Source organism: Pseudomonas sp. FG29, from assembly GCF_057809355.1.
This window is the reverse complement of the sequence record NZ_JBMDJU010000032.1, coordinates 17172-41777: the sequence shown is the minus strand read 5'-3', so window position 1 is coordinate 41777 and position 24606 is coordinate 17172. Positions and strand designations below refer to the sequence as shown.

The following is a 24606-nucleotide window of genomic DNA, read 5'->3' as shown; positions in this document are numbered from 1 at the left end:
AGACAATGCAGCCAACAGCAACCCGCGTCCTGGGGGGTTGCACCCGCCCTAAAACACTGCGCGGCAGTCCGCTTCAGCCGCGATGAATAGGCACGTCACACCTGCTGCAAATGCCCATACAGCTTGGCGTACAGGCCGCCCTCGGCGATCAGTTGCTGGTGGTCGCCATCCTCGGCCACGCTGCCGCCATCGAACACCAGCACACGGTCGGCCTGTTTCACCGCGCTCAGGCGGTGGGCGATGATCAGCGTGGTGCGCCCTTCGAGGAACTGCGCCAGCGCCTGATGCAGGGCGTATTCGGTAGCCGCATCCAGCGCCGACGTCGCTTCGTCGAGGATCACCACCTTGGGCTCGGCCAGCACCATGCGGGCGATGGCCAGGCGCTGACGCTGGCCGCCAGACAGGCGCACGCCGCTGCGCCCGACCACACTGTCCAGCCCGTGCGGCAGCGAAGCGATGGTGTCGTACAGCTGGGCGATACGCAGCGCCTGCCAGCAGGCTTCATCGCTGCGCTCGCGGCCCATGGTCAGGTTGGCGCGCACCGTGTCGTTGAACAGTGCCGGATGCTGCAACACCACCGCGACGTTGTCGCGCACGCCATCCAGGCCGATTTCCTCCAGGCTGCTGCCACCGAAGCGGATGGTGCCGGCCTGCGCCGTATACAGCCCCAACAGCAACTGCACCAGGGTGCTCTTGCCGCCGCCGGAGGCACCGACGATGGCCACCTTCTCGCCCGGCGCAATGGACAGGTCGAGGCGGTCGAGCACCGGCTCGTCGCCATAGGCGAAGGTCAGCCCCTGGATCTCGATGCCAACCGTATCGCGCCCCTTGAACGGATCGACACGGCCGTCGTACTGCGGCTCGTCGCGCCGCGCCAGCAACTCGTTGATGCGCGTCAGCGCGCCACCGGCAGCGTAGAAGGCGTACTGCAGATTGAGCAACTGCTCCACCGGGCCGATCATGAACCACAGGTAACTGAACACCGCGAGCATCTGGCCGATGGACAGATCGGAGAACAGTACGGTGAGCATGGCGGCGGCGCGGAACACGTCGATGCCGAACTGGAACAGCAGGCCGCTGGCGCGGTTCGACGCATCGCTCTTCCACTGCGAGGCCACGGCGTAGTCGCGCACCTCCTGCGCACGCGCGCCGAGGCGCCCGAGGAAATAGCCCTGGCGGTTACCGGCACGCACTTCCTGAATGGCGTCGAGGGTCTCGGTCAGCGCCTGGGTGAAGCGCCCGGTGCTATCGTTCTCCAGCTTCTTCAGGTGCTTGACGCGCTTGCCCAGCTGCACCGTGGCGTAGATCACCAGCGGATTGAACAGGAGGATCAGCAGCGCCAGCTTCCAGTGCATCCAGAGAAGGATGGCCGAGGTGCCCAGCAGCGTCAGCATGGCCACCAGGAAGCGGCTCAGGGTGTCGCCGATGAATTTGTCCAGGGTGTCCAGATCGGTGACCAGGTGAGTGGTCACGGTGCCACCGCCGAGGCTTTCGTACTCGCCCAGGGCGATACGCTTGAGCCGCTCGATCAGGCGAATGCGGATACGGTAGACGATGTCCTTCGACAGCCGCGCAAACAGCCGTGCCTGCAGGACGTTGAAGATCAGCGCCGAGCCACGCAGCAACAAAGTCAGCAGCAGCATCAGGCCGATATAACCGGCGGCCGACTGCCAGGCGTCGGGCAGGAAGTGATCCATGACCTTGAGCGCCGAGTCGCCATCGCGCAGCAGCACCTCGTCCACCAGCAGCGGCAACAACAAGGGGATCGGCACACTGCACAAGGTGGCCAGTACGGCGACCAGATTGGCCAGAATCAGTGCCTTGCGATGACGCAGGGCCAGGCGACGGATTTCCGCCCAGCTCAACCGATCAGGCATGCGCCCCCCGCTCCAGCCAGCGCGCCAGCAGCGGCGCCAATACCTCCAGCGGCTGATAGCCGTTGGTCAGCAGGGCCAGTTGACCATCGCGCTCGGCCAGCAAGGTGGGGAAACCGGCGATGCCGAGATCCTGCACCCAGGTGAAATCGGCAGCCGTGGCCTCACGCATGGCCAGGCTGTCGAACGCCTCGGCGAATTCGATACGCGGGATGCCGGCATCCTGCGCCAACTGCGCCAGTTGCGCGCCCTGAGTGACGTCCGCTCCTTCGGTATAGAACGCCTGCTGAATACGCCGGGCCAGCGGCCAGGCGCTCTCGGCATCCAGTTGGCGAGCGGTGACCAGCGCCCGGCAGGCCGGTTCGGTGTCGTAGACCATCCCTTCCGGCAGGCCGCGCTCGAAATCGAAGAATTGCCCGGTGCTGGCATTGACCGCCTGCCAATAGCCCAGATAGCGCACCCGCGCGGCGGCATCGATGGCCACCTGGTCGCGGCGCAGACCGCCAGCCACCAGGTGCATCGGTACGCCGTGGGCAGCCGCCTGCTCGGCCAGCGCCTCCACTACCGGAGCGAACCCCCAGCACCAGGAGCACATCGGATCCATTACATAAAGCAGGCGGCTGGCCATGCTCACACCTCGTTGAGTTGGCGCGGGTTACGGCCGATGGGATGCGGCTGGTTGCGCGCGCGCGCCAGCTCGATCTGCTTCTGCCGCTCACGGGCACCTTCGCGGGTCTTCTCCGGCAGCGAGTCCCAGCAATGCGGGCAGCTCACGCCGGGGCTGTAGAACTCGGACTGACGATCTTCCACGGAAATCGGGTTACGGCAGGCATGACACTGATCGTAGTCGCCTTCGGAGAGGTCATGGCGCACGGTCACGCGGTTGTCGAAGACGAAACAGTCGCCCTGCCACTTGGTCTGTTCCTGCGGCACTTCCTCGAGGTATTTGAGGATGCCGCCCTTGAGGTGATAGACCTCCTCGAAACCCTCGCCCAGCATGTAGCTCGATGCCTTCTCGCAGCGGATACCGCCGGTGCAGAACATCGCCACCTTCTTGTGCTTGCTCGGGTCGAAGTGGGCCTTGATGTACTCGGGGAACTCGCGGAACGACTTGGTCTTGGGATCGATGGCGCCCTCGAAGGTGCCGATGGCCACTTCGTAGTCGTTGCGCGTATCGATCAGCAGCACTTCGGGATCGCTGATCAGCGCGTTCCAGTCCTGCGGCTCGACATAGGTGCCGACGCGCTGGTTGGGATCGACGCCCGGCACGCCGAGGGTGACGATTTCCTTCTTCAGCTTGACCTTGGTGCGATAGAACGGCTGCTCGTCGCAGTAGGATTCCTTGTGGTCGATATCGGCCAGGCGCACGTCCTGACGGAACCAGGCGAGCAGCGCATCGATGCCGGCGCGGGTGCCGGACACGGTGCCATTGATGCCTTCTTCGGCGAGCAGCAGGGTGCCTTTGATGCCGTTATTGATGAGGGCTTGCAGCAGGGGCTCACGCAGCGCCTGGTAGTCCGGCAGGGAGACGAACTTGTACAGCGCCGCGACGACGATCTTGTCAGTCATGAAGATTCTCTCAGTGGTCGCCCACGTAAAGGGCGGACTGTTGGGGGCATGAAAAACGCCGGCTCAGCAGGCCGGCGCGGGGCGATTGTAGCAAAGCGGCCAATCGCCGGGGGTGAGTTGGCGACAAGGCGCGACAGCCTGTCGCGTCGCTTGAATGCATTCCGGAGCTGGGCATCCAATCGCTCCGGATTGCATACGCGCTACATCAATGGCCGCCGCGACAGGTCGGCGAGTCGGGTGCCACACCCTGCGCCGCCCACTCCTCCGGCGTGTAGGTGTGCAGCGCCAGGGCATGGATCTGCCCCATCAGCTCACCCACGGTGGCATAGACCTTCTGGTGCCGCTTGACCGCATTCAGGCCGGCGAACACCGGGCTGACGATCACCGCCTTGTAGTGAGTCTCCAGGCCACGGCTGTGCATGTGGCTCTCGTCCAACACCTGCAGGTGTTCAGGTTGCAGGGCGCTCAGGGACTGTTCGATCAGGGCTTGCTTGGACATCCGTCACTCCGCGGATTGCTTGATACCGAGTTCTTTGCTCATGTCCGCCAGCAGCTTGTTGACCTCGGGCACCGCCGTTTCCAGCTTGCCCTGGGTGATCTGCGCGGACTGCGCCGTGAGCATCGGCATCTTCTGCAGCACTTTCTGACCCAGCGGCGACTGGTAGAAGGCGATCAGATCCTTGAGCTCCTGCTCACTGAAGTTGCTGGTGTATAGCTTGACCATGTCCGGCTTCAGCTTGTCCCAGCCGACGGCCTTGTCCAGCGCGGCGTTGGCCTTGGCCTGGTAGCTCTCGAGCACCGCCTGCTTGCCATTCGGCGCCTGGGCAAAACGCTGGGCGAACATCTGCTGCACCTGGCCGTACACCGGTACGGTCAGCTTGTCGGCATGCGCCAGCTTGAGGAAGCGCTCAGCGTCAGCGGCATGGCTGGCTGCATCGGCCATGGCGAAGGAAGCGGACGTACCGAGCAGGATCGCGGCGCACAACTGGTGGAAACGGGGCATGGAGGATTCCGACTGTGATGAATGAGTCTGGGTAGACTGCGGTGGCGGCATTTTGTGCCCAATGCGGCTTTCTCTCAAGCGATGTGCGCCAGCGCACAGGTTCTGCGCCTACTGGCGCACTCCATTGATCGGTTGCCAAACTGCCAGCACTTGCCCATGCTGAGCAGCCATCGGCATGCTGTGCGACATTGCGCCGCGAACTCGCAACAGACTCCGATACCGGAGCGACTCGCCGACCGGCACACACATGGACGTGCTCGATGAACAGTTTCGCCTCTCCCCTCGCCTTCACGCCGCAGCCGCTGTGCGACAGCAAGGGTCGACTGCTGCTCGAAGCCATTGGTCTGTCACCTCGGCCGCAGATCGACTGCGCCCTGCATGGTCATGCCGGGCGGCGCAAACGCTGGAACCACTGGTGCATCACCAGCCCGCATTGGATGCTCTCGCTGACCCTCGCCGACCTCGACTACGTCGGTTATGGCGCCGCCTACTTCCTCGATCTGGAAAGCGGCGAGGCGATGGCGCACACGCAGGTTCGCCCGTTCGGGATGGGTTGCAGCCTGCCGGACAGCCCACTCGACAGCCATGCGTTCCTGCATCCGCGCCTGCAACTGCGCATCGACGAACACCCTGGCCGTCTGCGCCTGACCGCTGCCGCACCGGATATCGGCGGCCAGCCCTTGCAGGTGGCGCTGGACATTCAGCGCCCGGCCCATCTGGACTCGCTCAACCTGGTAGCACCACTCGCCCATGGCGGCTTCCACGCCTGCAGCCGGCAGGTTGGCTTGCCGGCCGTCGGCAGCGTGCAACTGGGGCAGCGCCGCTACGACTGCACACCGGGGCAGAGCTTCGCCGCCCTGGACTTCGGCCGTGGCGTCTGGCCCTTCAACAGCCACTGGCAGCGCGCGGTGTTCGCCGCGCCTGGCGGTATCGCCGGCAATTTTGGTTCCGGCTGGCTGGAATACAGCGGCCTGTCGGAAAACACCCTGTGGTTTGGCGGCAGCCTGTCGCCGCTGGCCAGCCCGCTGCATATCGAACAATCGGCACTCACCGGCCTCGCCCCCTGGCACCTGCACAGCGAGGATGAACGAGTGGCGCTCACCTTCACGCCGCGCCAGTTGCATCGTGCGCATCCCAAGTTCGGCCCCTTCCATGCCGATACCCGGCAGTGGTTCGGTCACTACTCGGGCGTGCTCAAAGGCCCCGAAGGCGAACGCGTGCCGGTGGACGGTGCGCTGGGCTGGCTAGGTGAGACGCACGCGCGCTGGTAATCGCCGCGATAGAGAAGTTGCGGAACCAGTCCAGCGTGGCGCGACCTAAACTGCCAGCCATCCTGCCATTGCCTGGAGAACGCCATGAGCCGCACCGAGACCGACAGCATCGGCCCCATCGAAGTCCCCAATGACGCCTACTGGGGCGCGCAGACCCAGCGCTCGCTGATCAACTTCGCCATCGGTACCGAGCGCATGCCGCTGGCGGTGCTGCATGCCCTGGCGCTGATCAAGAAGGCTGCTGCGCGGGTCAACAGCCGCAGCGGCGAGCTGCCGGCGGACGTCGCCCGCCTGATAGAACAGGCCGCCGACGAGGTGCTCGATGGCCAGCATGACAGCCAGTTCCCCCTGGTGGTCTGGCAGACCGGCAGCGGCACGCAGAGCAACATGAACGTCAACGAGGTGATCGCCGGCCGCGCCAACGAACTGGCTGGCGGCCAGCGTGGCGGCAAGAGCCCGGTGCACCCCAACGACCACGTCAACCGCGCGCAAAGCTCCAACGACTGCTTCCCCACCGCCATGCACATCGCCGCCGCGCAGGCCGTCAAGCACTGCCTGCTGCCAGCCCTGGCCGAGCTGCGCGATGGCCTGCAGGAGCAGGCGCAACGCCATGCCAATCTGGTCAAGACCGGCCGCACCCATATGATGGATGCCACGCCCATCACCTTCGGCCAGGAGCTGTCCGCCTTCGTAGCCCAACTCGGCCATGCCGAGGCGGCGATTCGCGCCGCCCTGCCCGCCGTCTGCGAGCTGGCCCAGGGCGGTACGGCCGTCGGCACCGGGCTCAATGCCCCAGCCGGCTTTGCCGAAGCCATCGCCGCCGAGCTGGCCGCCCTCACCGGACTGCCCTTGACCAGCGCGCCGAACAAGTTCGCCGCACTGTCTGGCCATGAGCCGCTGGTGCAGCTTTCTGGCGCGCTGAAGACCCTGGCCGTGGCGCTGATGAAGCTGGCCAACGACCTGCGCCTGCTCGGCTCCGGCCCACGCGCCGGCTTCGCCGAAGTGCGCCTGCCGGCCAACGAGCCGGGCAGCTCGATCATGCCCGGCAAGGTCAACCCGACCCAGTGCGAAGCGCTGTCGATGCTCGCCTGCCAGGTGCTCGGCAACGACGCGACCATCAGCTTCGCCGCCAGCCAGGGTCACTTGCAGCTCAACGTGTTCAAGCCGGTAATCATCCACAACCTGCTGCAATCGATCCGCCTGCTGGGGGACGGCTGCCGCAACTTCCAGCAGCACTGCGTCGCCGATCTGCAGCCGGATGCCAGGCAAATGGCCGCACACTTGGAGAACGGCCTGATGCTGGTTACCGCACTCAACCCGCACATCGGCTACGACAAGGCGGCCGAAATCGCCAAGAAGGCCTATGCCGAAGGCAGCACTCTGCGCCAGGCTGCGCTGCAGCTTGGCTACCTGACCGAAGAGGAATTCGACCAATGGGTACGACCGCAAGACATGCTCGGAACCGGGCGGCATGACTGAGGGCAAGAGCGGCGCCACGCCGCTGGAAGGCGACGGCAAACGCATCCTGCTGGTGCTCGGCACGCCGAAGCAGGACAGCCTCTGCCACGCCCTGGCCGACGCCTACAGCCATGGAGCCCGCAACAAGGGCCATGTAGTGCGCCAACTGAAGCTGGGTGAACTGCAATTCGACCCGGTGCTGCGCGATGGCTACGACCAGAGCCAGAACCTGGAACCGGATTTGCTCGAAGCACAGCGCCTGATCCACTGGGCCGAGCATCTGGTGTTCGTCTATCCGGTCTGGTGGGGCGGCGTACCGGCGCTGCTCAAGGGCTTCTTCGACCGCGTCTTCCTGCCGGGCTTCGCCTTCAAGTACCGCGGGCGCTCGCAACTCTGGGACAAGCTGCTCAGCGGCCGTAGCGCCGATCTGCTGGTGACCCTGGACACCCCGCCCTGGTACTTCCGCTGGATCTATGGCGCGCCGGCCCATCGGCAGATGGTGCGCACCATCCTCGGTTTCTGCGGGATTCGCACACGCCGCCTGAGCGAATTCGCCCCCGTGCGCCCCTCCAGTGAGGAGCAGCGACAAGCCTGGCTGCGCAAGGCAGAGAAACTGGGCAGCAGCGTTTAACTCACGTCGACTCGCATAGCACACGCCTGGCCCGGCGAGCTCTCAGGCTCGCCAGCAGCGAAGGGCCCAGCGCCGTCAGCGCCGACCCCAGCACCACCAACAGCGCGCCACCGTAGGCGACCCAGTTGACCTGCTCGGGCTGCACGTGATCCGGCCACCAACTCGCCGCCAGGGCCACCGAGACGAAGGTCACCAGCGGCGTTAAGGCCAGGGTCGCACTGACCCGCGACGCCTCCCAGTGCGCCAGCGCCTCGGCAAAGGCGCCATAGGCCACCAGGGTGTTGAGGCAGCAGGCCAGCAGCAGCCAGCCCTGTATCGGGCTCAGTTGCAACGCCTGCAACGGCTGCGCCCAGGGTGTCAGCAACAGCGCACAGGCGAGGTAGATCACCATCATCACCTGCACCGAATTCCAGACAGTCAGCAGTTGCTTCTGCGCCAGCCCGTAGAACGTCCAGACGAAGGCCGCCGCCAGCACGGTCAGCACCCCGGCCGTATAGGCGGTCAGTGAGGTGAGCAATTCATCCAGACGCTGATTGAAGAACAAGGCGAACCCCACCAGCATCACGGCCAAACCCAGCCCCTGGCCGACGCTGAAGCGCTCGCGGAACACCCACACGCTGCTGATCAACAACAGGATGGGCGCGACCTGGATGACCAACTGCGTGGTACCCGGGCTGAGCAGGTTGAGCCCCATCAGGTAGAGCACGTAATTGGCGGTCAGTCCGCCGATGGCCAAGGCCAGCAACCAACGTCCCTTGCGACCGAGCTGACTGAAACGCGGCACGCGACGGGAAGCGGCGAGATAGGCCAGCAGCAGCGAGCCCGCGACGGCCAGGCGATACCAGGTGACGGTGACCGGATCCATCACCTGCAGGACTTCTTTCAACTTGATCGGCAGGATGCCCCACAGCAGCGAGGTGGTCAGGGCAAGCGACAGGCCGTACAACCAACGGCCAGAGGAGATGTGCATGGAGACCTCGAACGGACGGCCGAGCCTGATGCCGCAGCCGCAAAGCACCATTCTAGTGCACGCCCGCTGGCCGACACAGTAACAGTTGCCACTGGCCCTTCACCCGAACTGTACCGCCCGCACCGCTAGAGCTGCCATTTTACCGGCGCCACTTTTCCGAAAAACCCAGTAAAAACAGGCGTTTGAGGGCCATTTTCAACCGTCCGTCGTCTCGCCTGACAGCCTCCGCGCCGCCCAGTAGACTCAAGACAAAACACCTTTGCGACAGTGGGGAATTGATCATGATCGGCCAACGCAGTGTCGACCCGCAGCCCGGAACCTACTACCGCAGCTCTCGCGTCAGCTCGGTCAACGGTCAGTATTTCTTCTCGACCCGCGAAGGCACGCTGGAAGGCCCCTACCGCTCCCGCTACGAGGCGGAGCGCAGCATCGCCAACTACATCGAGCGCGTCTGCATGTCCGAGCGGCTGCTCAAGCACAGCAACGAGCACATCGACAGCCTGTACCGGAGCGCTCGGAGCAAACCGGAGCTAAGCGACTGAGGCTCTCGTCTCACAGATGCGCCAGCGGCGCGTCGTCACCCCGATGTACCGCCAGGTAAGGCAGCACCGCTTCGAGCAGCGGCTCCTTGAAGGCGTCCTGGAATCGATGCGCCAGCCCCGGAATCAACTTCAACTGCGAGCCCCGGATATGAGCGGCCACGTGCACACCGTGCATCACCGGCAGCAAAGGATCGGCCGTACCGTGCACGACCAGGGTCGGCACCTGCAGGCGGTTGAGCAGATCCACCCGGCTCGGCTCGGCAAGAATCGCCAATAACTGGCGCTGCACACCTTCCGGATTGAACGCCCGGTCATAGGCCACCTGCGCCTGCGCCAGCAGTGCCTGGCGATCATCCCGCACCTCCGGGCTACCCAGCGCCGCCAGCAGATCTGCCTGCTGCTCCAGCGCCTGCTCGCGGCTACTGGCCTCGCGCCGCGCCAGCAGTTGCAACAAGGCATCGCTCGGGGCTGGCAACCCCTGCGCGCCGGAGCTGGTCATCACCAGCGTCAGGCTGAGCACACGCTGCGGCGCCATATCGGCCAGGTGCTGGGCGATCATGCCGCCCATGCTCGCGCCCAGTACGTGAAAGTCGCCGATGCCCAACGCGTCCATCAGACCCAGCGCATCGCCGGCCATATCACGCAGGTGATAAGGCGCGCCCAGCGACAAGCCCAGGCGATAACGCACCACTTCGTAGCCCAGATTGATGCTCGGCACCGGCTTGCGCCAACTGCTCAGGCCCACGTCGCGATTGTCGAAGCGAATGACGCGAAAGCCCTGCTGACACAGGCGCTCGACCACTTCATCCGGCCAGTGGATCAACTGACCGCCCAGGCCCATGATCAGCAGCAGCGCGGGATCCCCCGCACTACCGACGCTCTGGTAAGCCAGGCGCACGTCACCGACATCCGCGTAACGGGTCGGCTCGGACAGGTCGCAACGATTGGCCGCAAAGGACGGCAGGCCGCATAGCAGCGCGGCGATGAAAATGAATGCACGCATGGAAAACACCAGAAACGCAGAACCCCACTGAAACGCGATTCTGGTGAAAGTCGTTCGACGGCGCTGCCACACAAGCGTGACAGTTTGATGAAGGAGGACGAGCGGTCGTCCTCGCGGTGACAAGAGGTCGGCGACAGAGCGTCTGCGCCGCCTCTCGATAGTTGAAGATCAGGCCAGTTCGGCACGCAACTGCCGGGCGGCAGCCACCATGTTCACCAGCGCGGCCTCGGTCTCCGGCCAGGCACGGGTCTTCAGCCCGCAATCGGGGTTGACCCACAGGCGCTGCACGGGAATGCGCCGCGCCGCCTCGCGCAGCAAGGCTGCCATCTCCGCCGTGTCGGGCACGCGCGGCGAGTGGATGTCGTACACGCCAGGGCCGATCTCGTTGGGATAGGCGAAGCGTTCGAACGCCTGCAACAGCGCCATGTCCGAACGCGAGGTCTCGATGGTGATGACATCGGCGTCCATCGCCGCGATCGACTCGATCACGTCGTTGAACTCGCTGTAGCACATGTGGGTGTGAATCTGCGTTTCGTCGCGCACGCCGCTGGCGGCCAGGCGAAAAGCCTCGGTGGCCCAGTCCAGATAGCCCTGCCAGGCGCTCTGGCGCAGGGGCAGACCTTCACGGAACGCCGCCTCGTCGATCTGGATGATCCGGATACCAGCGGCTTCGAGATCCACCACTTCATCGCGAATCGCCAGAGCCAACTGGCGCGCCTGCACCTCGCGGGGCACGTCCTCGCGCGGAAACGACCACATCAGCATGGTCACCGGGCCGGTCAGCATACCCTTGACCAACTTGTCAGTCAGGCTCTGGGCGTAGCGGATCCACTCCACGGTCATCGCCTGCGGGCGACTCAGATCGCCGACGATCACCGCCGGTTTGACGCAGCGTGAACCGTAACTCTGCACCCAGCCGAAACGCGTGAAGGCATAGCCGTCGAGCTGCTCGGCAAAGTACTCGACCATGTCGTTACGCTCGGCCTCGCCATGCACCAGTACATCCAGCCCGAGGCGCTCTTGAATCTCCACGGCATGGCGGATCTCGCCTTTCATGGCCTCGTTGTAATCGGCAGCGCTCAGCCTGCCCTGCCTGAAAGCCTGCCGCGCCTGGCGGATCGCCGAGGTCTGCGGGAAGGAACCGATGGTGGTGGTCGGCAGCAACGGCAAGCTCAAACGCTCGTGCTGCAACTCGATACGTGTAGCGAACGGCGACTGGCGCTGCGCGTGCTGCGGACGAATCGCCGCAACGCGCGCCTGCACCTCGGGCTTGTGAATGCGTGACGACGCAGTCTGCGCAGCCTGGATCGCACGGCTCTGCGCCAGTACGGCCTGCACTTCGGCCGATTCGGGCGCTGCCAGCGCGCGCGTCAGCAGCGCCACCTCCTCGCACTTCTGCACGGCGAAGGCCAGCCAACTCTTCAACTCGACATCGAGCTGATCCTCGCCGGCTACATCAACCGGGCTATGCAGCAGCGAGCAGGACGGCGCCACCCACAGCCGCTCGCCCAGGCGCTCATGAGCATGCCGCAGCACGCCGAGCACCTTCTCCAGATCGCAGCGCCAGACGTTGCGGCCGTTGACCACACCCAACGACAACACTTTATAGGCAGGCAGACGGTCGAGGATGGTCGGGTACTGCTCGGGCGCGCGCACCAGATCGATATGCAGACCATCGACCGGCAGGTTAGCGGCCAGGCCGAGGTTGTCCTGCAGCCCGCCAAAATAGGTGGCGATCAGCTTCTTGCACGGCTCACGCTGGATCAGGTTGTAGGCACGCTCGAAGGCGTTCTTCCAGTCCTGCGGCAAGTCCAGCACCAGAATCGGCTCGTCGATCTGCACCCACTCCACGCCTTGCTCCGCCAGGCGCCGGAATATCTCGCCATACACCGGCAACAGGCGCTCGAGCAGCTCCAGCTTGTCGAAGTCGCTGCCCTTGGCCTTGCCCAGCCACAGATAAGTCAGCGGGCCGATCAGCACCGGTTTCACCCGGTGGCCCAGGGCGTGCGCCTGCTCCACCTCCTCGAACAGTTGCTCCCAGCTCAGGGCGAACTGCTGATCAGCCGAGAACTCCGGCACCAGATAGTGATAGTTGGTATCGAACCACTTGGTCAGCTCCTGCGCGACCTGGGGCTGATCATGCGCCCCGCCACAGCAGGCATTCGTACTTCTGCCGGCGCCACGCGCCATGGCGAACAGCGTCTCCAGGGTCGGCTTGCCCGAGGCCGGGCGAAAACGCTCGGGGAGCACGCCAAAGGTCAGTGAATGAGTCAACACCTGGTCATACCAGGCAAAATCGCCGACCGGCAGCAGGTCGATACCGGCCTCTTTCTGCATCTGCCAATGCTCGGCACGCAGGCGCTCACCAACAGCGCGCAGCCCGGCTTCATCCAGTTCGCCTTGCCAATGGGCCTCAAGGGCTTTCTTCAGTTCGCGGTCGCGACCGATACGGGGAAAACCGAGGGAATGGGACAGGGACATGGCTTGGCGCTCCAAAATGAATCGAGATGGCGCCATTCTCCGCAGGGCTTTTGATTGAGACAAACTCAAGATTTTCGTCTTGATATACAAATTTACTCATGTAGGCTGTATGAACAGCTTTCATCCAAACAAGCAAAGCGGATGAATCAAACCTGAACGAGACCGACATGCTTGAGCTACGCCACCTGAAGACCCTGCACGCCCTGCGCGAAACCGACAGCCTGGTCGAAGCCGCCGACCGCCTGCATCTCACCCAGTCCGCCCTCTCCCACCAGTTCAAGGAACTGGAAGAGCGCCTGGGCCTGCAGCTCTTCGTGCGCAAGACCAAGCCGGTACGCTTCACCAGCGCCGGCCTGCGCCTGCTACAACTGGCCGACGCCGTGCTGCCGTTGCTGCGCGGCACCGAACGCGACCTCGCGCGCCTGGCCGGCGGTACTGCCGGCCGACTGCACATGGCCATCGAGTGCCATAGCTGCTTCCAGTGGCTGATGCCGACCATCGACCAGTTCCGCGACGCCTGGCCGGAAGTCGAGCTGGATCTGGCCTCCGGCTTCTCCTTCGCCCCGCTGCCCGCCCTGGCACGCGGCGACCTCGACCTGGTGGTGACCTCCGACCCCATCGAACTGGCCGGCATCACCTACGTGCCACTGTTTACCTACGAAGCCATGCTTGCCGTGGCCAACCAGCACCGCCTGGCGCACAAGGCCTTTATCCAGCCGCAAGATCTGGCCACCGAAACGCTGATCACCTACCCCGTCGAACGCGACCGCCTGGACATCTTCACCCGCTTTCTGGAGCCCGCCGACATCGAGCCCGCCCAGGTACGCACCTCGGAACTCACGGTGATGATGATGCAACTGGTGGCCAGCGGCCGCGGCGTATGTGGCCTACCCAACTGGGCGCTGCACGAATACAGCTCGCGTGGTTATGTCAGCGCCAAGCGGCTCGGGGAAAAGGGCCTGTACGCCACGCTCTATGCCGCTATTCGCACCGACATGCTCGACGCGCCTTTCATGCGCGACTTCCTGCTCACCGCCAAGGACACCTCCTTCGCCAGCCTCGAAGGCGTCAGCGTCGCCCGCTGAACCAAAGCCATCCGCCAGACACACAAAAGCCCTCGCGAAGAGGGCTTTTGCATATCTGGCATACCGGCAGGCGGACCAGGGAAATTAGTACCGAGCTAACGAAGTGCATGGGGTCGGCATCCTGCCTGTTGGCCACTTCGTTAGCCCGGTAACCGGAGAGTATTTCATCGTATGTCCATGTGCCAAGCCTAAATTTTCCGGATTGTGTAACGGCTGGCGGGGCTGAGCTTAAGCCAGGGGAAATGAGTGCTTTCATAAACCCCAAAAACAAAAGCCCCGGATCGAATACGATTCGGGGCTTTTCTGTATGGCGGGAAGATAGGGATTTGAACCCTAGGTGCCATTGCTGACACAACGGATTTCGAATCCGTCCCGTTCGACCACTCCGGCATCTTCCCAAGCGGCGCGCATGATAACAGCTCAATGCGCTTTGGCGAAGCTTATTTTGAAAAAAATTCTTGTTCTATCAGTCGCTTGTGAAAGGCCGAGGATTGTTCGACCTTTCCTTGGCTCGCTTCAGCGCTTTCAGGCGGTGAGGCGCGTCAGGGCTTCGCGGTATTTGTCGGCGGTTTTCTGCGCGACATCTGCCGGTACGGCCGGGGCCGGCGGCTGTTTGTTCCAGCCGGTGGATTCCAGCCAGTCGCGCACGAACTGCTTGTCGAAGCTCGGTGGGTTGCTGCCTTCGGCGTAGCTGTCGGCCGGCCAGAAGCGGCTGGAGTCCGGAGTCAGCACTTCGTCCATCAGGGTCAGGGTGCCGTCTTCGTCCAGGCCGAATTCGAACTTGGTGTCGGCGATGATGATGCCGCGCGTGGCTGCGTATTCAACCGCTGCGCTGTACAGGGCGATGGCGGTGTCACGCACCTTGGCGGCCAGTTCGGCGCCGATGATGGCTTCGCACTGCTCGAAGCTGATGTTCTCGTCGTGGTCGCCGACGGCGGCCTTGGTCGAGGGGGTGAAGATCGGTTGCGGCAGCTTGGCCGCTTCCTTCAGGCCTGCCGGCAGGGCGATGCCGCAGACGGTGCCGCTCTTTTGGTATTCCTTCCAGCCGGAGCCAACGATGTAGCCTCGCACGATGGCTTCTACGGCGACCGGCTTGAGGCGCTTGGCAACGACTGCACGGCCTTCGACCAGCGGCAGCTCGGCTGCCGAAACCACATCTTCGACCTTGTCGCCGGTGAAATGATTGGGCACCACGCCGGCCAGCTTGTCGAACCAGAAGTTGGAGATGGCGGTGAGGATCTTGCCCTTCTCCGGGATCGGCTGCTCGAGGATCACGTCGAATGCCGACAGACGATCGGTCGCCACCATCAGCATGCGCTTGTCGTCGATTTCGTAGAGGTCGCGAACCTTGCCCGAGTAGATCTTCTTCAGGCTCAGGGTGGTAGGTGTGCTCATGTCGGCATTTCCGTTTCTGAGAAACAAAACAGGCGAAACCCTGTGCGGGTTTCGCCTATCGGTGATCGGCTGGGCTGGGCCTGTTAGCCGAGGTTGTCCTGAAGCAGGCTCAGGATGCGGCGCGCAGTGTCGGACGGCGCCACGGTGTTGAGGTCTTTGTCCACGGTCACCTGAACGCTGTCGCCGACGGTGGTCAGGCGTACCTGATAACGCTCGGCACGGGACTCGATCTCTTCCTTGCTCGGCTCGCTGCCAAACAGGCGGCCGAAGAAGCCAGGCTTCTCGTCACGCTTCTGGGCACGCTCGGCCAGGTTGATGTAGTACACACCCAGGCTACGGTTGAGGTCGTCGACACGAATGTCGGCCAGCTCCAGCGCTCGCCCGACGCCCGACCAGGCGCGGTCGAAATCGGCGCCCAGGTTGAGTACCGGGTTGCCGTTGCCGTCTGCGCTCAGGCTGACACGGCTCGGCGCATCGTAGTCGCGAGCAGCAAGCAGGGAAACCGAACCGCCCTGCTCCACGCTGCGCGCCATGCTGACGAGCATTTCGTCGAGCAGAGCCCCTTCGAGGCTGGCATTGCCGCCAGCAGTGAAGGCGATGTCGGCGCTGCTGCCTGCAGGACGCTGCACGCTGCTGACGAACACTTCACTGGTGTTGCGCTGCACACCCGGCTCGATACGGACGCGCACACGGGTCTCGGCATCTGCATCGACGCCGGTCACGCGACTGCTCAGGCGACGTGCCATGTTTGCGGAAAGATCGTCGAAGCGCTGCCAAGTGGTGGTGAACTCGCCGACCTGCGGGCGCTCTTCGGCGATACGGAAGCCGTTGTCCTCAAAGAACTGACGCACCAGCGGCCAGACTTCGGCCGGTACACGCTGAGCCACGACCCAGCGCGAATCACCACTGCGCTGCAGGCTGAACTCGCGCTCATCGGCGCGCACCTGCAGGGCCATTGGGCGCGGCACCTCGAACTCGCCAGAGGTCTGAGTGTCGCTAGGCACCTGCGCCGGAACCGGCAGCAGCGGGTCAAGGCGCTTGGCATTGACGTCGGCAGGCAGCTTCATGGGCGCGGTTTGGCGCGCCTCCAGGTAGTCGCTGCCACGATCACGGAAATAGCCATTTTCACCCCAGAGCCAGCCACAACCGCTGGTGCTGGAGATGATCAGAGCAAGGGCGGAGAATCCGGCCAGTCGCTTCATGCGTAGAATCCTTAGGTTAAGCCAGTACACCGCACTGGCGCATGGCCTGGCGCAGCGGTTCGTGACAACGCGGGCTGAGCCAGGTCAGCGGCAGGCGGATGCCATCGCCCATCATGCCCATTTCGTGCAGCGCCCATTTGACCGGAATCGGGTTGGATTCGAGGAACAGGGCTTTGTGCAGCGGCATCAGACGATCATTGATGGCACGTGCGATGGCGGCTTCGCCACGCATGGCGGCGGCGCAGAGGTCGCTCATGGCGCGCGGGGCGACGTTGGCGGTCACCGAGATATTGCCCTTGCCGCCGAGCAGCATCAGCTCGACTGCAGTGGCGTCATCACCGGAGTAGACGAGGAAGTCCTTGCCTACGCGATCGAGTACGTCCTGGGCACGCTGCAGGTCGCCGGTGGCTTCCTTGATGCCGATGATGTTATCGATCTTGGCCAGACGCTCGACGGTCTCCGGCAGCATGTCGCACACGGTGCGGCCCGGCACGTTGTAGAGGATCTGCGGAATGGCCACGGCTTCGGCGATGTGGCGGAAGTGCTGGTACAGGCCTTCCTGGGTTGGCTTGTTGTAGTACGGCGTCACCAGCAGGCAGGCATCGGCGCCGACTTCCTGGGCTGCGCGGGTCAGCTCGACCGATTCACGGGTGGAATTGCCACCGGTGCCGGCGATCACCGGAATGCGCCCGGCAACCTGTTTGACCACGCGTTTGATCACGTCGATGTGTTCACCCACGTCCAGCGTGGCGGACTCACCCGTGGTGCCGACCGCGACGATGGCATTGGTGCCCTCCTGCAGGTGGAAATCCACCAGTTTGCTCAGGGCGTCCCAGTCCAGATCCCCCTGCGCATCCATGGGCGTGACCAGTGCCACCATACTGCCCGCAATCATGCAACCGCTCCTGCCGGAAAAATTGAGCCGTAATGGTACTGGCGCCTCTTGTCCGGCACAAGCAAGTAACACGGCCTCGGCCTGTCCGTTTGCCGAGCCCGCTCGGCGCACTCGGCATTCCCCTAGGCGGCGCTTTTCGCTACCCTTCTGCCTTTGGTTCGTCGCCTTGGTGCCCGGGCCCTTCATCGCTTTAGGAAGGCTGCATGTCCACCCCCCCCGTTCGCGAACAGTTCCTGCTCATCAGCGCACTTGGCTCCGACGCCATGGGCCTGACCAACCTGCTCAGCCGCACCGCCCACGAGAATCGCTGCGCGGTCATCAGTACCCGCCTCAGCCGCCATGGCGAATACAGCGCACTGGTGCTGCAGGTATCCGGTAGCTGGGATGCCCTGGCCCGTCTGGAGTCCGGCATGCCGGCACTGGCCAAGAAGCACGATTTCTCGGTGAATATGATTCGCAGTGGCGCGGCGGAAACGCGTCCGCAGGCGCTGCCTTACGTGGCTTATGTCAGCGCGGTCTATCGCCCGGACATCCTCAACGAGCTGTGTCAGTTCTTCCTCGACCATCGCGTCGAGCTGGAAAGCCTGACCTGCGACACCTACCAGGCACCGCAGACCGGCGGCACCATGCTCAACGCCACACTGACCGTGACGCTGCCAGCCGGCACGCAGATAAGTTGGCTGCGTGATCAGTTCCTCGATTTCGCCGATGCTCTCAATCTGGATGCACTGATCGAACCCTGGCGCCCCCAGAATCCGTGACGATCTGCTGCGCGTCGGCCCTGCTGCGTTAGAAACAGGCTCGGCCTGCTCATTTACAGCTCGTAAACTCCGCGGCCTCACCTGTTTCTGCCTTGCACGGCTCTAGCTCGCGAGATCGTCGAAAACCTCTAAGTGAAGGAGTTTTTATGTCCGTAGCGCTCGACAAAGCCGTTGCCGATTTCCAGGCCGCCGCCACCAGTGGCCAGCAGATCAAGCTGTCCGAACTGAAAGGCCGGCAAGTGGTGCTGTACTTCTATCCCAAGGACGCAACCCCAGGCTGCACCACCGAGGGCATGGACTTCAGCGCCCGCTTCGAACAGTTCAAAGCCGCCAATACGCTGATCTTCGGCGTATCCATGGACAGCCTGAAAAAGCACGAGAGCTTCAAGTGCAAGCAGGCCTTCCCCTTCGAACTGATCAGTGACGAAGAGCACCAGCTGTGCGACCTGTTCGGCGTGTATCAGCTGAAGAAGAACTACGGCAAGGAATACATGGGCATCGTGCGCAGCACCTTCCTCATCGACAAGGACGGCGTGCTGCGCGAAGAGTGGCGCAACGTCAAGGTCGCCGGGCACGTCGACAAGGTGCTCGCGGCTGCCGAGGCGCTGAATCAGGCCTGAGCCCCAGCAAATGAAAAACGCCGCGATACCCGTGAGGATCGCGGCGTTTTTGTTTCTGGGGTATTTACGCGGCTATCGCATTTTCGCGGCTGAAGCTGCTCCTGCCACCCCGACCTTCACTGGCCAGAGACCGGCTCACTCCTTGGCCAGGCGTTGATCACGGCCTTGAACAGGGTCGCCAGAGGAATGGCGAAGAATACGCCCCAAAAGCCCCACAAGCCGCCGAACAGCAGCACCGCGCAGATGATCGCCACCGGGTGCAGGTTGACCGCCTCGGAGAACAGCAACGGCACCAGCACGTTGCCGTCGAGCGCCTGGATGATGCCGTAGATCACCATCAGATAAATGAACTGGTCGCTCCAGCCCCACTGGAACAGGCCGATCAACGCGACCGGCACCGTGACGACCACCGCGCCGATGTAGGGCACCACCACCGACAGGCCCACCAGCAGCGCCAGCAGCGCGGCATAGTTGAGCCCCATGTAGGCGAAGGCGATGTAGGTGACCACACCACAGATGATGATTTCGATGAACTTGCCACGAATGTAGTTGGCGATCTGCTGGTTCATCTCCTGCGCAACCTGGCTGATCAAGGTGCGCTCGCGTGGCAGATAACCGCGGAACCAGCGACCGATCAGCTCACGATCCTTGAGGAAGAAGAACACCAGGATCGGCACCAGCACCAGGTAGATCATCAGGCTGACCAGTATCGGCAGGCTGGAGAGGGAAAACGACAGGGCCCACTGGCCGAACTTGCCGACTTCGCCGCGCATGCTGTCGATCAGCTGCACCACCTGGGCATCGGTGATCAGGTTCGGGTAGCGCTCCGGCAACAGCATGAACACGGCCTGCCACTCGGTCGCCATACGCGGCAACTCGTTGAAAAGGGTACTGAGCTGTTTCCACAGCAGCGGCATCAACACCAGCATGAAGACCAGCAGGCCGCTCATGAACAAGGTAAACACCAGCCAGACGGCCAGCGTTTGGGGCATTTTCAGGCGCTCCAGCGCATTGACCAGCCCCTGCAGCAAAAACGCCAGCACCAAGCCCGTCAACACCGGCGCCAGCATGCCGCCAAACGTCAGCACCACAGCGAAGCCCAGTACCAGCAGCACCGCCAGCACCACCGCCTGCTCATCGGAAAAATAGCGGTAAACCCAATCCTGCAGAACCTTGACCATCAGAAATCCTTTAAAAATCGCTCGCGCTTCGGCGCGAACCTTGGCCGTCAGGCCTTGCGCAACCAGTAACGATAGACACCTTCTTGTGTCTCCTCATGCAGCAGCTCATGCCCGGCCAGCGTCGCGAAGGCGCGAAAGTCGCGCTGTGAACCCGCATCGGTGGCGATGACCTTGAGCACGGCGCCACTGGCCAGACGATTGAGTTCAAGCTTGGCCTTGAGCAGGGGCAAGGGGCAATTGAGCCCAGAGGCATCGAGTTCGGCATCGAACGCCGTTGTGTCTGTCATCGTCTACTCCAATAAAGGGGCTAGGGTCTGTTGCCGTTTCGCGCACGGCCGCGACGGAGCCCGTTTTTGCGTGGAGCTAGGCGCGAGACGCGAAGTTTGGTAGCCCAAATGAGCCGTCGAGTAACGACGCACCACGCAAAAACGGGCCCGTCCCTTCGGGTTGCGCGGCAAATTGCGCCATGCGTCGTTGCGGGATTTGGCAAGGGAACGACCATTACCTGCATCCCGCGCCTCGCCTGGCGCAATTTGGCGCAGCAACGCGGCTCGCGTCGAAACGGCGACAGACCCTAGGATACCGAACGCTTCCGATCCCTGGCCAGCACGGCACCCGGCCAGCTACAGTAAGCCCTTTCGTCAGACAAGAGCCTCAGTTGCATGACTTTTCTGCGCCCTACCCTGTTGACGCTCGCCTGCCTGTTCGCCGCCCACGCCGGTGCCGATGACCTGCCCTCGCTCGGCGACGCCAGCTCATCCATCGTTTCGCCGCAGCAGGAACACCTGCTCGGCCGTGCCTGGCTGGCCCTGCTGCGCGGCCAGGTTCCCCAGCTCGATGACCCACAACTCAAGGAATTCGTCGAAAACAGCGTCTATCGCCTGGCCGAAACCAGCCAGGTGCAGGATCGGCGCCTGGAATTCATTCTGCTCAACAGCAACCAGCTCAACGCATTCGCCGCCCCTGGCGGGATCATCGGCGTCAACGGCGGCCTGTTCCTCTATGCCCAGACCGAAGCCGAATACGCCTCGGTTCTGGCGCACGAACTGGCGCACTTGTCGCAGCGCCACTTCGCGCGTGGGGTCGAAGCCCAGCAGCGCATGCAGCTACCGCTGATGGCCGCGATGCTCGCCGGCATCGTCGCCGCTGCGGCCGGCGCTGGCGATGCCGGCATGGCCACGATCTTCTCCGCCCAGGCGGCAGCCATTCAGGAGCAGCGGCGCTTCTCCCGCCAGAACGAGCAGGAGGCGGATCGCATCGGCCTGGTCAACCTGGAGCGAGCCGGCTACGACCCGCGCGCCATGCCGAGCATGTTCGAACGCCTGATGCGCCAATACCGCTACGACGCCAAGCCGCCGGAGTTCCTGCTCACCCACCCGGTGTCCGAATCGCGTATCGCCGACACCCGCAACCGCGCCGAGCAGTATCCGGCCAAAGGCGTGGAAGACAGCCTGCGCTATCAGTTGATGCGCGCGCGCGTGCAACTCACCTACGAGGAAACACCCGGCGTGGCGGCCAAGCGCTTTCGCGCGATGCTCGACGAGAACCCCAAGCTTGATGCGGCACGCTACGGGCTGGCACTCGCACAAATGAAGAATGGTCAGTTGAGCGAGGCCCAGCAAAGCCTGCAGCCGCTGCTCAAAGGCACGCCCGACGACCTGACCTACAACCTGGCGCAGCTCGAGCTGGACATGGCGCAGAACCATCTGGACGACGCCCAGCGCCGCCTGGGTCATCTGCTGCCCCTCTACCCCGGCAGTTATTCGCTGCAGCAATCGCGCATCGACCTACTACTCAAGCAACGTCGCATCCAGGATGCCGAGCGCGCCCTGGATGAGCTGCTGAAGTCCCGCGACAAGGATCCGGACGTTTGGTACCAGGTCGCCGAGGTACGTGGCCTGAGCGGCAACACCATCGGCCTGCACCAGGCACGCGCTGAGTACTTCGCATTGGTGGGTGACTACAAGCAGGCGCTGGAGCAACTGGACTTCGCCAAGCGTCGCGCCGTCAACAACTTCCAGCTCGCGTCGCGCATCGATGCTCGCCAGCGCGAACTGGAAGACGAGAAGCGCATGGTCGATCAGATGCTGCGCTGATTCGCGCTAGCCGTTCACGGCGAGGGCGCAGCGGCATGCTGCGCCCTTTTCGTTTGCGCCAGGGCATCCCAAGCGCGTCCGGCAAAGCCGTAGCCGTCTGAATCTCAAAGGCCGCAATGAAAAACGCCGTGCCCATAGGCACGGCGTTTTGCTGAGCCATCCGCGCCAGTGGCGCGGGATGATCAGTGAGCCAGCAGCGAACCGCCCTTCTTGCCCGCCAGTTTCTCGGGCTTGATCAGGAAGCGCGCCAGCGCCGGCAGCAGGAGCATGGCGCCGAACATGTTGACGATGAACATGAAGGTCAGCATCAGACCCATATCGGCCTGGAACTTGATCGCCGAGAACATCCAGGTCGCCACGCCGATGGCCAGGCACAGACCGGTGAACAGCACCGCCTTGCCGGTCGATTTCAGCGTCTGGTAGTAGGCCTCCTGCAACGGCAGCCCGGCACGCAGGAAGCTCTCCAGGCGGCTGTAGATGTAGATGCCGTAGTCCACACCGATACCCACGCCGAGTGCGATCACCGGCAGGGTCGCGACCTTCATGCCGATGCCGAGCCAGGCCATCAGGGCGTTGCCGAGGATCGAGGTGAGGATCAGCGGCAGCACGATGCAGATCATCGCCGGGATCGAGCGGAACGTGATCAGGCACATCACAGCCACCCACAGATAGACCAGCGACAGCATCAGCAACTCGGAGGTGGAGATCACCTCGTTGGTCGCTGCCTCGATACCGGCGTTGCCCGCCGCCAGGAGGAACTCCAGGCCATCGCGATTGTGCTCATCGGCGAACGCCTGTACTGCCGCCACTGCGCGCTTGAGGGTCTGCGCCTTGTGGTCTTCGAGGAACAGCAGCACCGGTGCCAGCGAGCAATCGGCGTTGTACAGACCATCGGCACGGGCGATGGAGTTGTTCAGCACGTCCTGGTTACGCGACAGGGTTTCCCACTTCAGGTTGCCCTCGTTCATGCCCTTGATCAGCTGTTTGGACACCGTGACCATGGAAATGGCGGATTGCACGCCGGGCGTGTTCTCCATCTTCCACATCAGCTCATCCATCGCCGACAGCGAATCGTAACGCGAGCAGCCTTCGCGGTTGGTCTTGACCATCACCACCAGCACGTCGGAACTGGTCGAGTAGTTCTGGATGATGAAGTCGTTGTCCAGGTTGTAGCGCGAATCCGGCCGCAACTCCGGCGCCCCCTGATCAAGGTCGCCAACCTGCAGATTCGCCTTCTGGTAAAGGAAGCAACCGACCCCCGCCACCAGCGCGATGACCACCATGAACGGCGCCACGGTTGGATGAGCGGCATTCGACAGCAGGCGCCACATGGGTTTTTCCAGTGTTTCTTCACGCTTGCTGCGGGCGACGGCCCTCTTGCTGATACCGAGGTAGGAAATCGCCACCGGCAGCAGGATCAGGTTGGTGAAGACGATGACCAGAACACCGATGGAGGCGCCAATGGCCAGCTCGTGGATCACGCCGATATCGATGACCAGCAGTGCGATGAAGCCCACCGCATCGGCCAGGATGGCGATCATGCCCGGCAGGAACAGTTGCCGGAACGTCAGCCGTGCAGCCATCAGCGAATTTTCCGCGCCACTGGACTGCAAGGCGATCCCGTTGATCTTCTGCACGCCATGGGACACGCCGATGGCGAAGATCAGGAACGGCACCAGCATGGAATACGGGTCGATACCGAAGCCGATCAGGTGAATTAGCCCCAGTTGCCAGACCACGGCGATCAGGGTGGTCACCAGAACGCCGATGGTGCTGCGGATGCACCAGCTGAACCAGTACAGCAGAGCGAGCGTGATCAGCAGGACGATGCCGAAGAAGCCCACGACCATGATCAGGCCATCGATCAGATCACCGACCTTCTTGGCGAAACCGACGATATGCACCTGCACGTTCGGGTTGAGCGTCTGGTACTTGTCGCGGATCTTCTCTTCCAGCTCATGGGAAAATTGCTGGTAGTCGAGCTTGATCAGCTTGCCCTGGTCGTTCGGATCCGGATAGGACTCCAGCAGGGGCACGTCGACGATGCTGGACTTGAAGTTGTTGGCGACCAGGCGACCGATCTGGCCGGACTTGAGCACATTGCTGCGCAGCTCGTCCAGGCTCTCGGCACTGCCGTCATAGGTCTGCGGGATCACCTCGCCACCGGCGAAGCCTTCCTCGGTCACTTCGGTCCAGCGCACGCTGGGGCTCCACAGCGACTTCAGGTTGGAGCGATCCACACCATTGATGTAGAAGACCTCGTCGTGGATCTGGCGCAGCGTCTCCATGTATTCCTTGGAGAAGATGTCGCCGTTCTTGGCCTCCACCGAAATACGCACGGTGTTGCCCAGGTTTGCCAGGTCGTTACGGTGCTCCATCATGTTCTGGATGAAGGGGTGCGACAGCGGAATCATCTTCTCGAAACTGGTCGAGGGACGGATCTGCATTGCCTGGTAGAACAGGAAGATGGTGGTCAACAAGCAGAGCAGGATAACCGCCGGCCGATTGTTGAAGATCAGGCGCTCCAGAAAGGTCGCCTTGTTCATTTGATGGTCGGACATCGAACGCT

Annotated in this window: 21 protein-coding genes, 1 tRNA gene and 1 pseudogene; 8 read left to right on the top strand and 15 right to left on the bottom strand. The window is 63.3% G+C overall.

Annotated features, from left to right (window positions below; translation table 11 throughout):
- Window positions 1-95 precede the first annotated feature (95 nt).
- The 5 genes from ACODS1_RS22035 to ACODS1_RS22015 form a co-directional block, all read right to left on the bottom strand.
- Window positions 96-1877, bottom strand: a complete 1782-nt coding sequence (locus tag ACODS1_RS22035) for an ABC transporter ATP-binding protein (RefSeq protein ID WP_489087331.1) — start codon at window positions 1875-1877, stop codon at window positions 96-98.
- A complete protein-coding gene (locus ACODS1_RS22030) occupies window positions 1870-2502 on the bottom strand; it encodes a DsbA family protein (protein WP_322979209.1) in 633 nt (210 codons plus the stop codon). Before ACODS1_RS22030 ends, ACODS1_RS22035 begins: the two co-directional genes overlap by 8 nt.
- A gap of 2 nt (window positions 2503-2504) precedes the next feature.
- Window positions 2505-3443 carry an oxygen-dependent tRNA uridine(34) hydroxylase TrhO gene (trhO, locus tag ACODS1_RS22025; RefSeq protein WP_322979210.1) on the bottom strand — a complete coding sequence of 313 codons (939 nt, stop codon included), beginning with the start codon at window positions 3441-3443 and terminating at the stop codon, window positions 2505-2507.
- A gap of 205 nt (window positions 3444-3648) precedes the next feature.
- Window positions 3649-3942 carry a BolA family protein gene (locus tag ACODS1_RS22020; protein WP_322979211.1) on the bottom strand — a complete coding sequence of 98 codons (294 nt, stop codon included), beginning with the start codon at window positions 3940-3942 and terminating at the stop codon, window positions 3649-3651.
- 3 nt (window positions 3943-3945) lie between these two features.
- Window positions 3946-4386, bottom strand: a complete 441-nt coding sequence (locus tag ACODS1_RS22015; RefSeq protein ID WP_416340129.1) for a DUF2059 domain-containing protein — start codon at window positions 4384-4386, stop codon at window positions 3946-3948.
- 320 nt (window positions 4387-4706) lie between these two features.
- Between ACODS1_RS22015 and ACODS1_RS22010 the strand changes: the two genes are divergently transcribed.
- The 3 genes from ACODS1_RS22010 (at window position 4707) to ACODS1_RS22000 (ending at window position 7806) form a co-directional block, all read left to right on the top strand.
- Complete coding sequence (locus tag ACODS1_RS22010) at window positions 4707-5717, top strand: DUF2804 domain-containing protein (protein WP_489087330.1); 1011 nt, start codon at window positions 4707-4709, stop codon at window positions 5715-5717.
- Window positions 5718-5801: 84 nt separating this feature from the next.
- A complete protein-coding gene (locus ACODS1_RS22005; RefSeq protein ID WP_489087329.1) occupies window positions 5802-7196 on the top strand; it encodes a class II fumarate hydratase in 1395 nt (464 codons plus the stop codon).
- Window positions 7189-7806 carry an NAD(P)H-dependent oxidoreductase gene (locus ACODS1_RS22000; protein ID WP_489087328.1) on the top strand — a complete coding sequence of 206 codons (618 nt, stop codon included), beginning with the start codon at window positions 7189-7191 and terminating at the stop codon, window positions 7804-7806. Before ACODS1_RS22005 ends, ACODS1_RS22000 begins: the two co-directional genes overlap by 8 nt.
- Window position 7807: 1 nt before the next feature.
- Here the strand turns inward: ACODS1_RS22000 and ACODS1_RS21995 are convergent, their stop codons facing one another.
- Entirely contained in the window at window positions 7808-8776 is a 969-nt protein-coding gene (locus ACODS1_RS21995; protein WP_489087327.1) for a DMT family transporter, read from the bottom strand.
- A gap of 281 nt (window positions 8777-9057) precedes the next feature.
- Here ACODS1_RS21995 and ACODS1_RS21990 point away from each other — a divergent pair.
- Window positions 9058-9246, top strand: a pseudogene (locus ACODS1_RS21990) (DUF6316 family protein); the annotation flags it as partial.
- Window positions 9247-9328: 82 nt separating this feature from the next.
- Here the strand turns inward: ACODS1_RS21990 and ACODS1_RS21985 are convergent.
- Together ACODS1_RS21985 and metE are read right to left on the bottom strand one after the other, a co-directional pair.
- Complete coding sequence (locus ACODS1_RS21985) at window positions 9329-10321, bottom strand: alpha/beta fold hydrolase (protein ID WP_489087326.1); 993 nt, start codon at window positions 10319-10321, stop codon at window positions 9329-9331.
- 168 nt (window positions 10322-10489) lie between these two features.
- A complete protein-coding gene (gene metE / locus ACODS1_RS21980) occupies window positions 10490-12802 on the bottom strand; it encodes a 5-methyltetrahydropteroyltriglutamate--homocysteine S-methyltransferase (protein ID WP_489087325.1) in 2313 nt (770 codons plus the stop codon).
- Between the two features lie 167 nt (window positions 12803-12969).
- Between metE and metR the strand changes: the two genes are divergently transcribed.
- On the top strand, window positions 12970-13887 hold the full coding sequence (metR, locus tag ACODS1_RS21975; protein ID WP_489087324.1) for a transcriptional regulator MetR: 918 nt from the start codon (window positions 12970-12972) through the stop codon (window positions 13885-13887).
- 308 nt (window positions 13888-14195) lie between these two features.
- Here the strand turns inward: metR and ACODS1_RS21970 are convergent.
- The 4 genes from ACODS1_RS21970 to dapA form a co-directional block, all read right to left on the bottom strand.
- Window positions 14196-14285, bottom strand: a tRNA-Ser gene (locus ACODS1_RS21970).
- 127 nt (window positions 14286-14412) lie between these two features.
- Complete coding sequence (locus ACODS1_RS21965; protein WP_489087323.1) at window positions 14413-15282, bottom strand: phosphoribosylaminoimidazolesuccinocarboxamide synthase; 870 nt, start codon at window positions 15280-15282, stop codon at window positions 14413-14415.
- A gap of 83 nt (window positions 15283-15365) precedes the next feature.
- A complete protein-coding gene (bamC, locus tag ACODS1_RS21960; protein WP_489087322.1) occupies window positions 15366-16484 on the bottom strand; it encodes an NlpB/DapX family lipoprotein in 1119 nt (372 codons plus the stop codon).
- A 16-nt stretch (window positions 16485-16500) separates the two neighbouring features.
- The gene (gene dapA, locus ACODS1_RS21955) at window positions 16501-17379 is read right to left on the bottom strand and encodes a 4-hydroxy-tetrahydrodipicolinate synthase (protein WP_489087321.1); all 879 of its coding nucleotides are present in this window, start codon (window positions 17377-17379) and stop codon (window positions 16501-16503) included.
- A gap of 203 nt (window positions 17380-17582) precedes the next feature.
- Here dapA and ACODS1_RS21950 point away from each other — a divergent pair, with 203 nt between their 5' ends.
- Entirely contained in the window at window positions 17583-18140 is a 558-nt protein-coding gene (locus ACODS1_RS21950; protein ID WP_489087320.1) for a glycine cleavage system transcriptional repressor, read from the top strand.
- 146 nt (window positions 18141-18286) lie between these two features.
- Entirely contained in the window at window positions 18287-18760 is a 474-nt protein-coding gene (locus tag ACODS1_RS21945) for a peroxiredoxin (RefSeq protein ID WP_489087319.1), read from the top strand.
- A 116-nt stretch (window positions 18761-18876) separates the two neighbouring features.
- On the opposite strand, the gene ACODS1_RS21940 is transcribed toward ACODS1_RS21945, so the two are convergent.
- Together ACODS1_RS21940 and ACODS1_RS21935 are read right to left on the bottom strand one after the other, a co-directional pair.
- Window positions 18877-19941, bottom strand: coding sequence for an AI-2E family transporter (locus ACODS1_RS21940; RefSeq protein ID WP_489087318.1), 1065 nt, complete (start codon window positions 19939-19941; stop codon window positions 18877-18879).
- Between the two features lie 47 nt (window positions 19942-19988).
- On the bottom strand, window positions 19989-20228 hold the full coding sequence (locus ACODS1_RS21935; RefSeq protein WP_322979229.1) for a sulfurtransferase TusA family protein: 240 nt from the start codon (window positions 20226-20228) through the stop codon (window positions 19989-19991).
- A gap of 375 nt (window positions 20229-20603) precedes the next feature.
- Between ACODS1_RS21935 and ACODS1_RS21930 the strand changes: the two genes are divergently transcribed.
- A complete protein-coding gene (locus ACODS1_RS21930) occupies window positions 20604-22037 on the top strand; it encodes a M48 family metalloprotease (protein WP_489087317.1) in 1434 nt (477 codons plus the stop codon).
- Window positions 22038-22219: 182 nt separating this feature from the next.
- On the opposite strand, the gene ACODS1_RS21925 is transcribed toward ACODS1_RS21930, so the two are convergent.
- Window positions 22220-24598, bottom strand: coding sequence for an efflux RND transporter permease subunit (locus ACODS1_RS21925; protein WP_489087316.1), 2379 nt, complete (start codon window positions 24596-24598; stop codon window positions 22220-22222).
- Window positions 24599-24606: the final 8 nt, after the last annotated feature.

What these genes read in the sequence shown, in the direction of transcription:
- ACODS1_RS22035 (WP_489087331.1), bottom strand. Translation starts at nt 1,877, where the DNA reads ATGCCTGATCGGTTGAGCTGGGCGGAAATCCGTCGCCTGGCCCTGCGT.
- ACODS1_RS22030 (WP_322979209.1), bottom strand. Translation starts at nt 2,502, where the DNA reads ATGGCCAGCCGCCTGCTTTATGTAATGGATCCGATGTGCTCCTGGTGC.
- trhO (WP_322979210.1), bottom strand. Translation starts at nt 3,443, where the DNA reads ATGACTGACAAGATCGTCGTCGCGGCGCTGTACAAGTTCGTCTCCCTG.
- ACODS1_RS22020 (WP_322979211.1), bottom strand. Translation starts at nt 3,942, where the DNA reads ATGTCCAAGCAAGCCCTGATCGAACAGTCCCTGAGCGCCCTGCAACCT.
- ACODS1_RS22015 (WP_416340129.1), bottom strand. Translation starts at nt 4,386, where the DNA reads ATGGCCGATGCAGCCAGCCATGCCGCTGACGCTGAGCGCTTCCTCAAG.
- ACODS1_RS22010 (WP_489087330.1), top strand. Translation starts at nt 4,707, where the DNA reads ATGAACAGTTTCGCCTCTCCCCTCGCCTTCACGCCGCAGCCGCTGTGC.
- ACODS1_RS22005 (WP_489087329.1), top strand. Translation starts at nt 5,802, where the DNA reads ATGAGCCGCACCGAGACCGACAGCATCGGCCCCATCGAAGTCCCCAAT.
- ACODS1_RS22000 (WP_489087328.1), top strand. Translation starts at nt 7,189, where the DNA reads ATGACTGAGGGCAAGAGCGGCGCCACGCCGCTGGAAGGCGACGGCAAA.
- ACODS1_RS21995 (WP_489087327.1), bottom strand. Translation starts at nt 8,776, where the DNA reads ATGCACATCTCCTCTGGCCGTTGGTTGTACGGCCTGTCGCTTGCCCTG.
- ACODS1_RS21985 (WP_489087326.1), bottom strand. Translation starts at nt 10,321, where the DNA reads ATGCGTGCATTCATTTTCATCGCCGCGCTGCTATGCGGCCTGCCGTCC.
- metE (WP_489087325.1), bottom strand. Translation starts at nt 12,802, where the DNA reads ATGTCCCTGTCCCATTCCCTCGGTTTTCCCCGTATCGGTCGCGACCGC.
- metR (WP_489087324.1), top strand. Translation starts at nt 12,970, where the DNA reads ATGCTTGAGCTACGCCACCTGAAGACCCTGCACGCCCTGCGCGAAACC.
- ACODS1_RS21965 (WP_489087323.1), bottom strand. Translation starts at nt 15,282, where the DNA reads ATGAGCACACCTACCACCCTGAGCCTGAAGAAGATCTACTCGGGCAAG.
- bamC (WP_489087322.1), bottom strand. Translation starts at nt 16,484, where the DNA reads ATGAAGCGACTGGCCGGATTCTCCGCCCTTGCTCTGATCATCTCCAGC.
- dapA (WP_489087321.1), bottom strand. Translation starts at nt 17,379, where the DNA reads ATGATTGCGGGCAGTATGGTGGCACTGGTCACGCCCATGGATGCGCAG.
- ACODS1_RS21950 (WP_489087320.1), top strand. Translation starts at nt 17,583, where the DNA reads ATGTCCACCCCCCCCGTTCGCGAACAGTTCCTGCTCATCAGCGCACTT.
- ACODS1_RS21945 (WP_489087319.1), top strand. Translation starts at nt 18,287, where the DNA reads ATGTCCGTAGCGCTCGACAAAGCCGTTGCCGATTTCCAGGCCGCCGCC.
- ACODS1_RS21940 (WP_489087318.1), bottom strand. Translation starts at nt 19,941, where the DNA reads ATGGTCAAGGTTCTGCAGGATTGGGTTTACCGCTATTTTTCCGATGAG.
- ACODS1_RS21935 (WP_322979229.1), bottom strand. Translation starts at nt 20,228, where the DNA reads ATGACAGACACAACGGCGTTCGATGCCGAACTCGATGCCTCTGGGCTC.
- ACODS1_RS21930 (WP_489087317.1), top strand. Translation starts at nt 20,604, where the DNA reads ATGACTTTTCTGCGCCCTACCCTGTTGACGCTCGCCTGCCTGTTCGCC.
- ACODS1_RS21925 (WP_489087316.1), bottom strand. Translation starts at nt 24,598, where the DNA reads ATGTCCGACCATCAAATGAACAAGGCGACCTTTCTGGAGCGCCTGATC.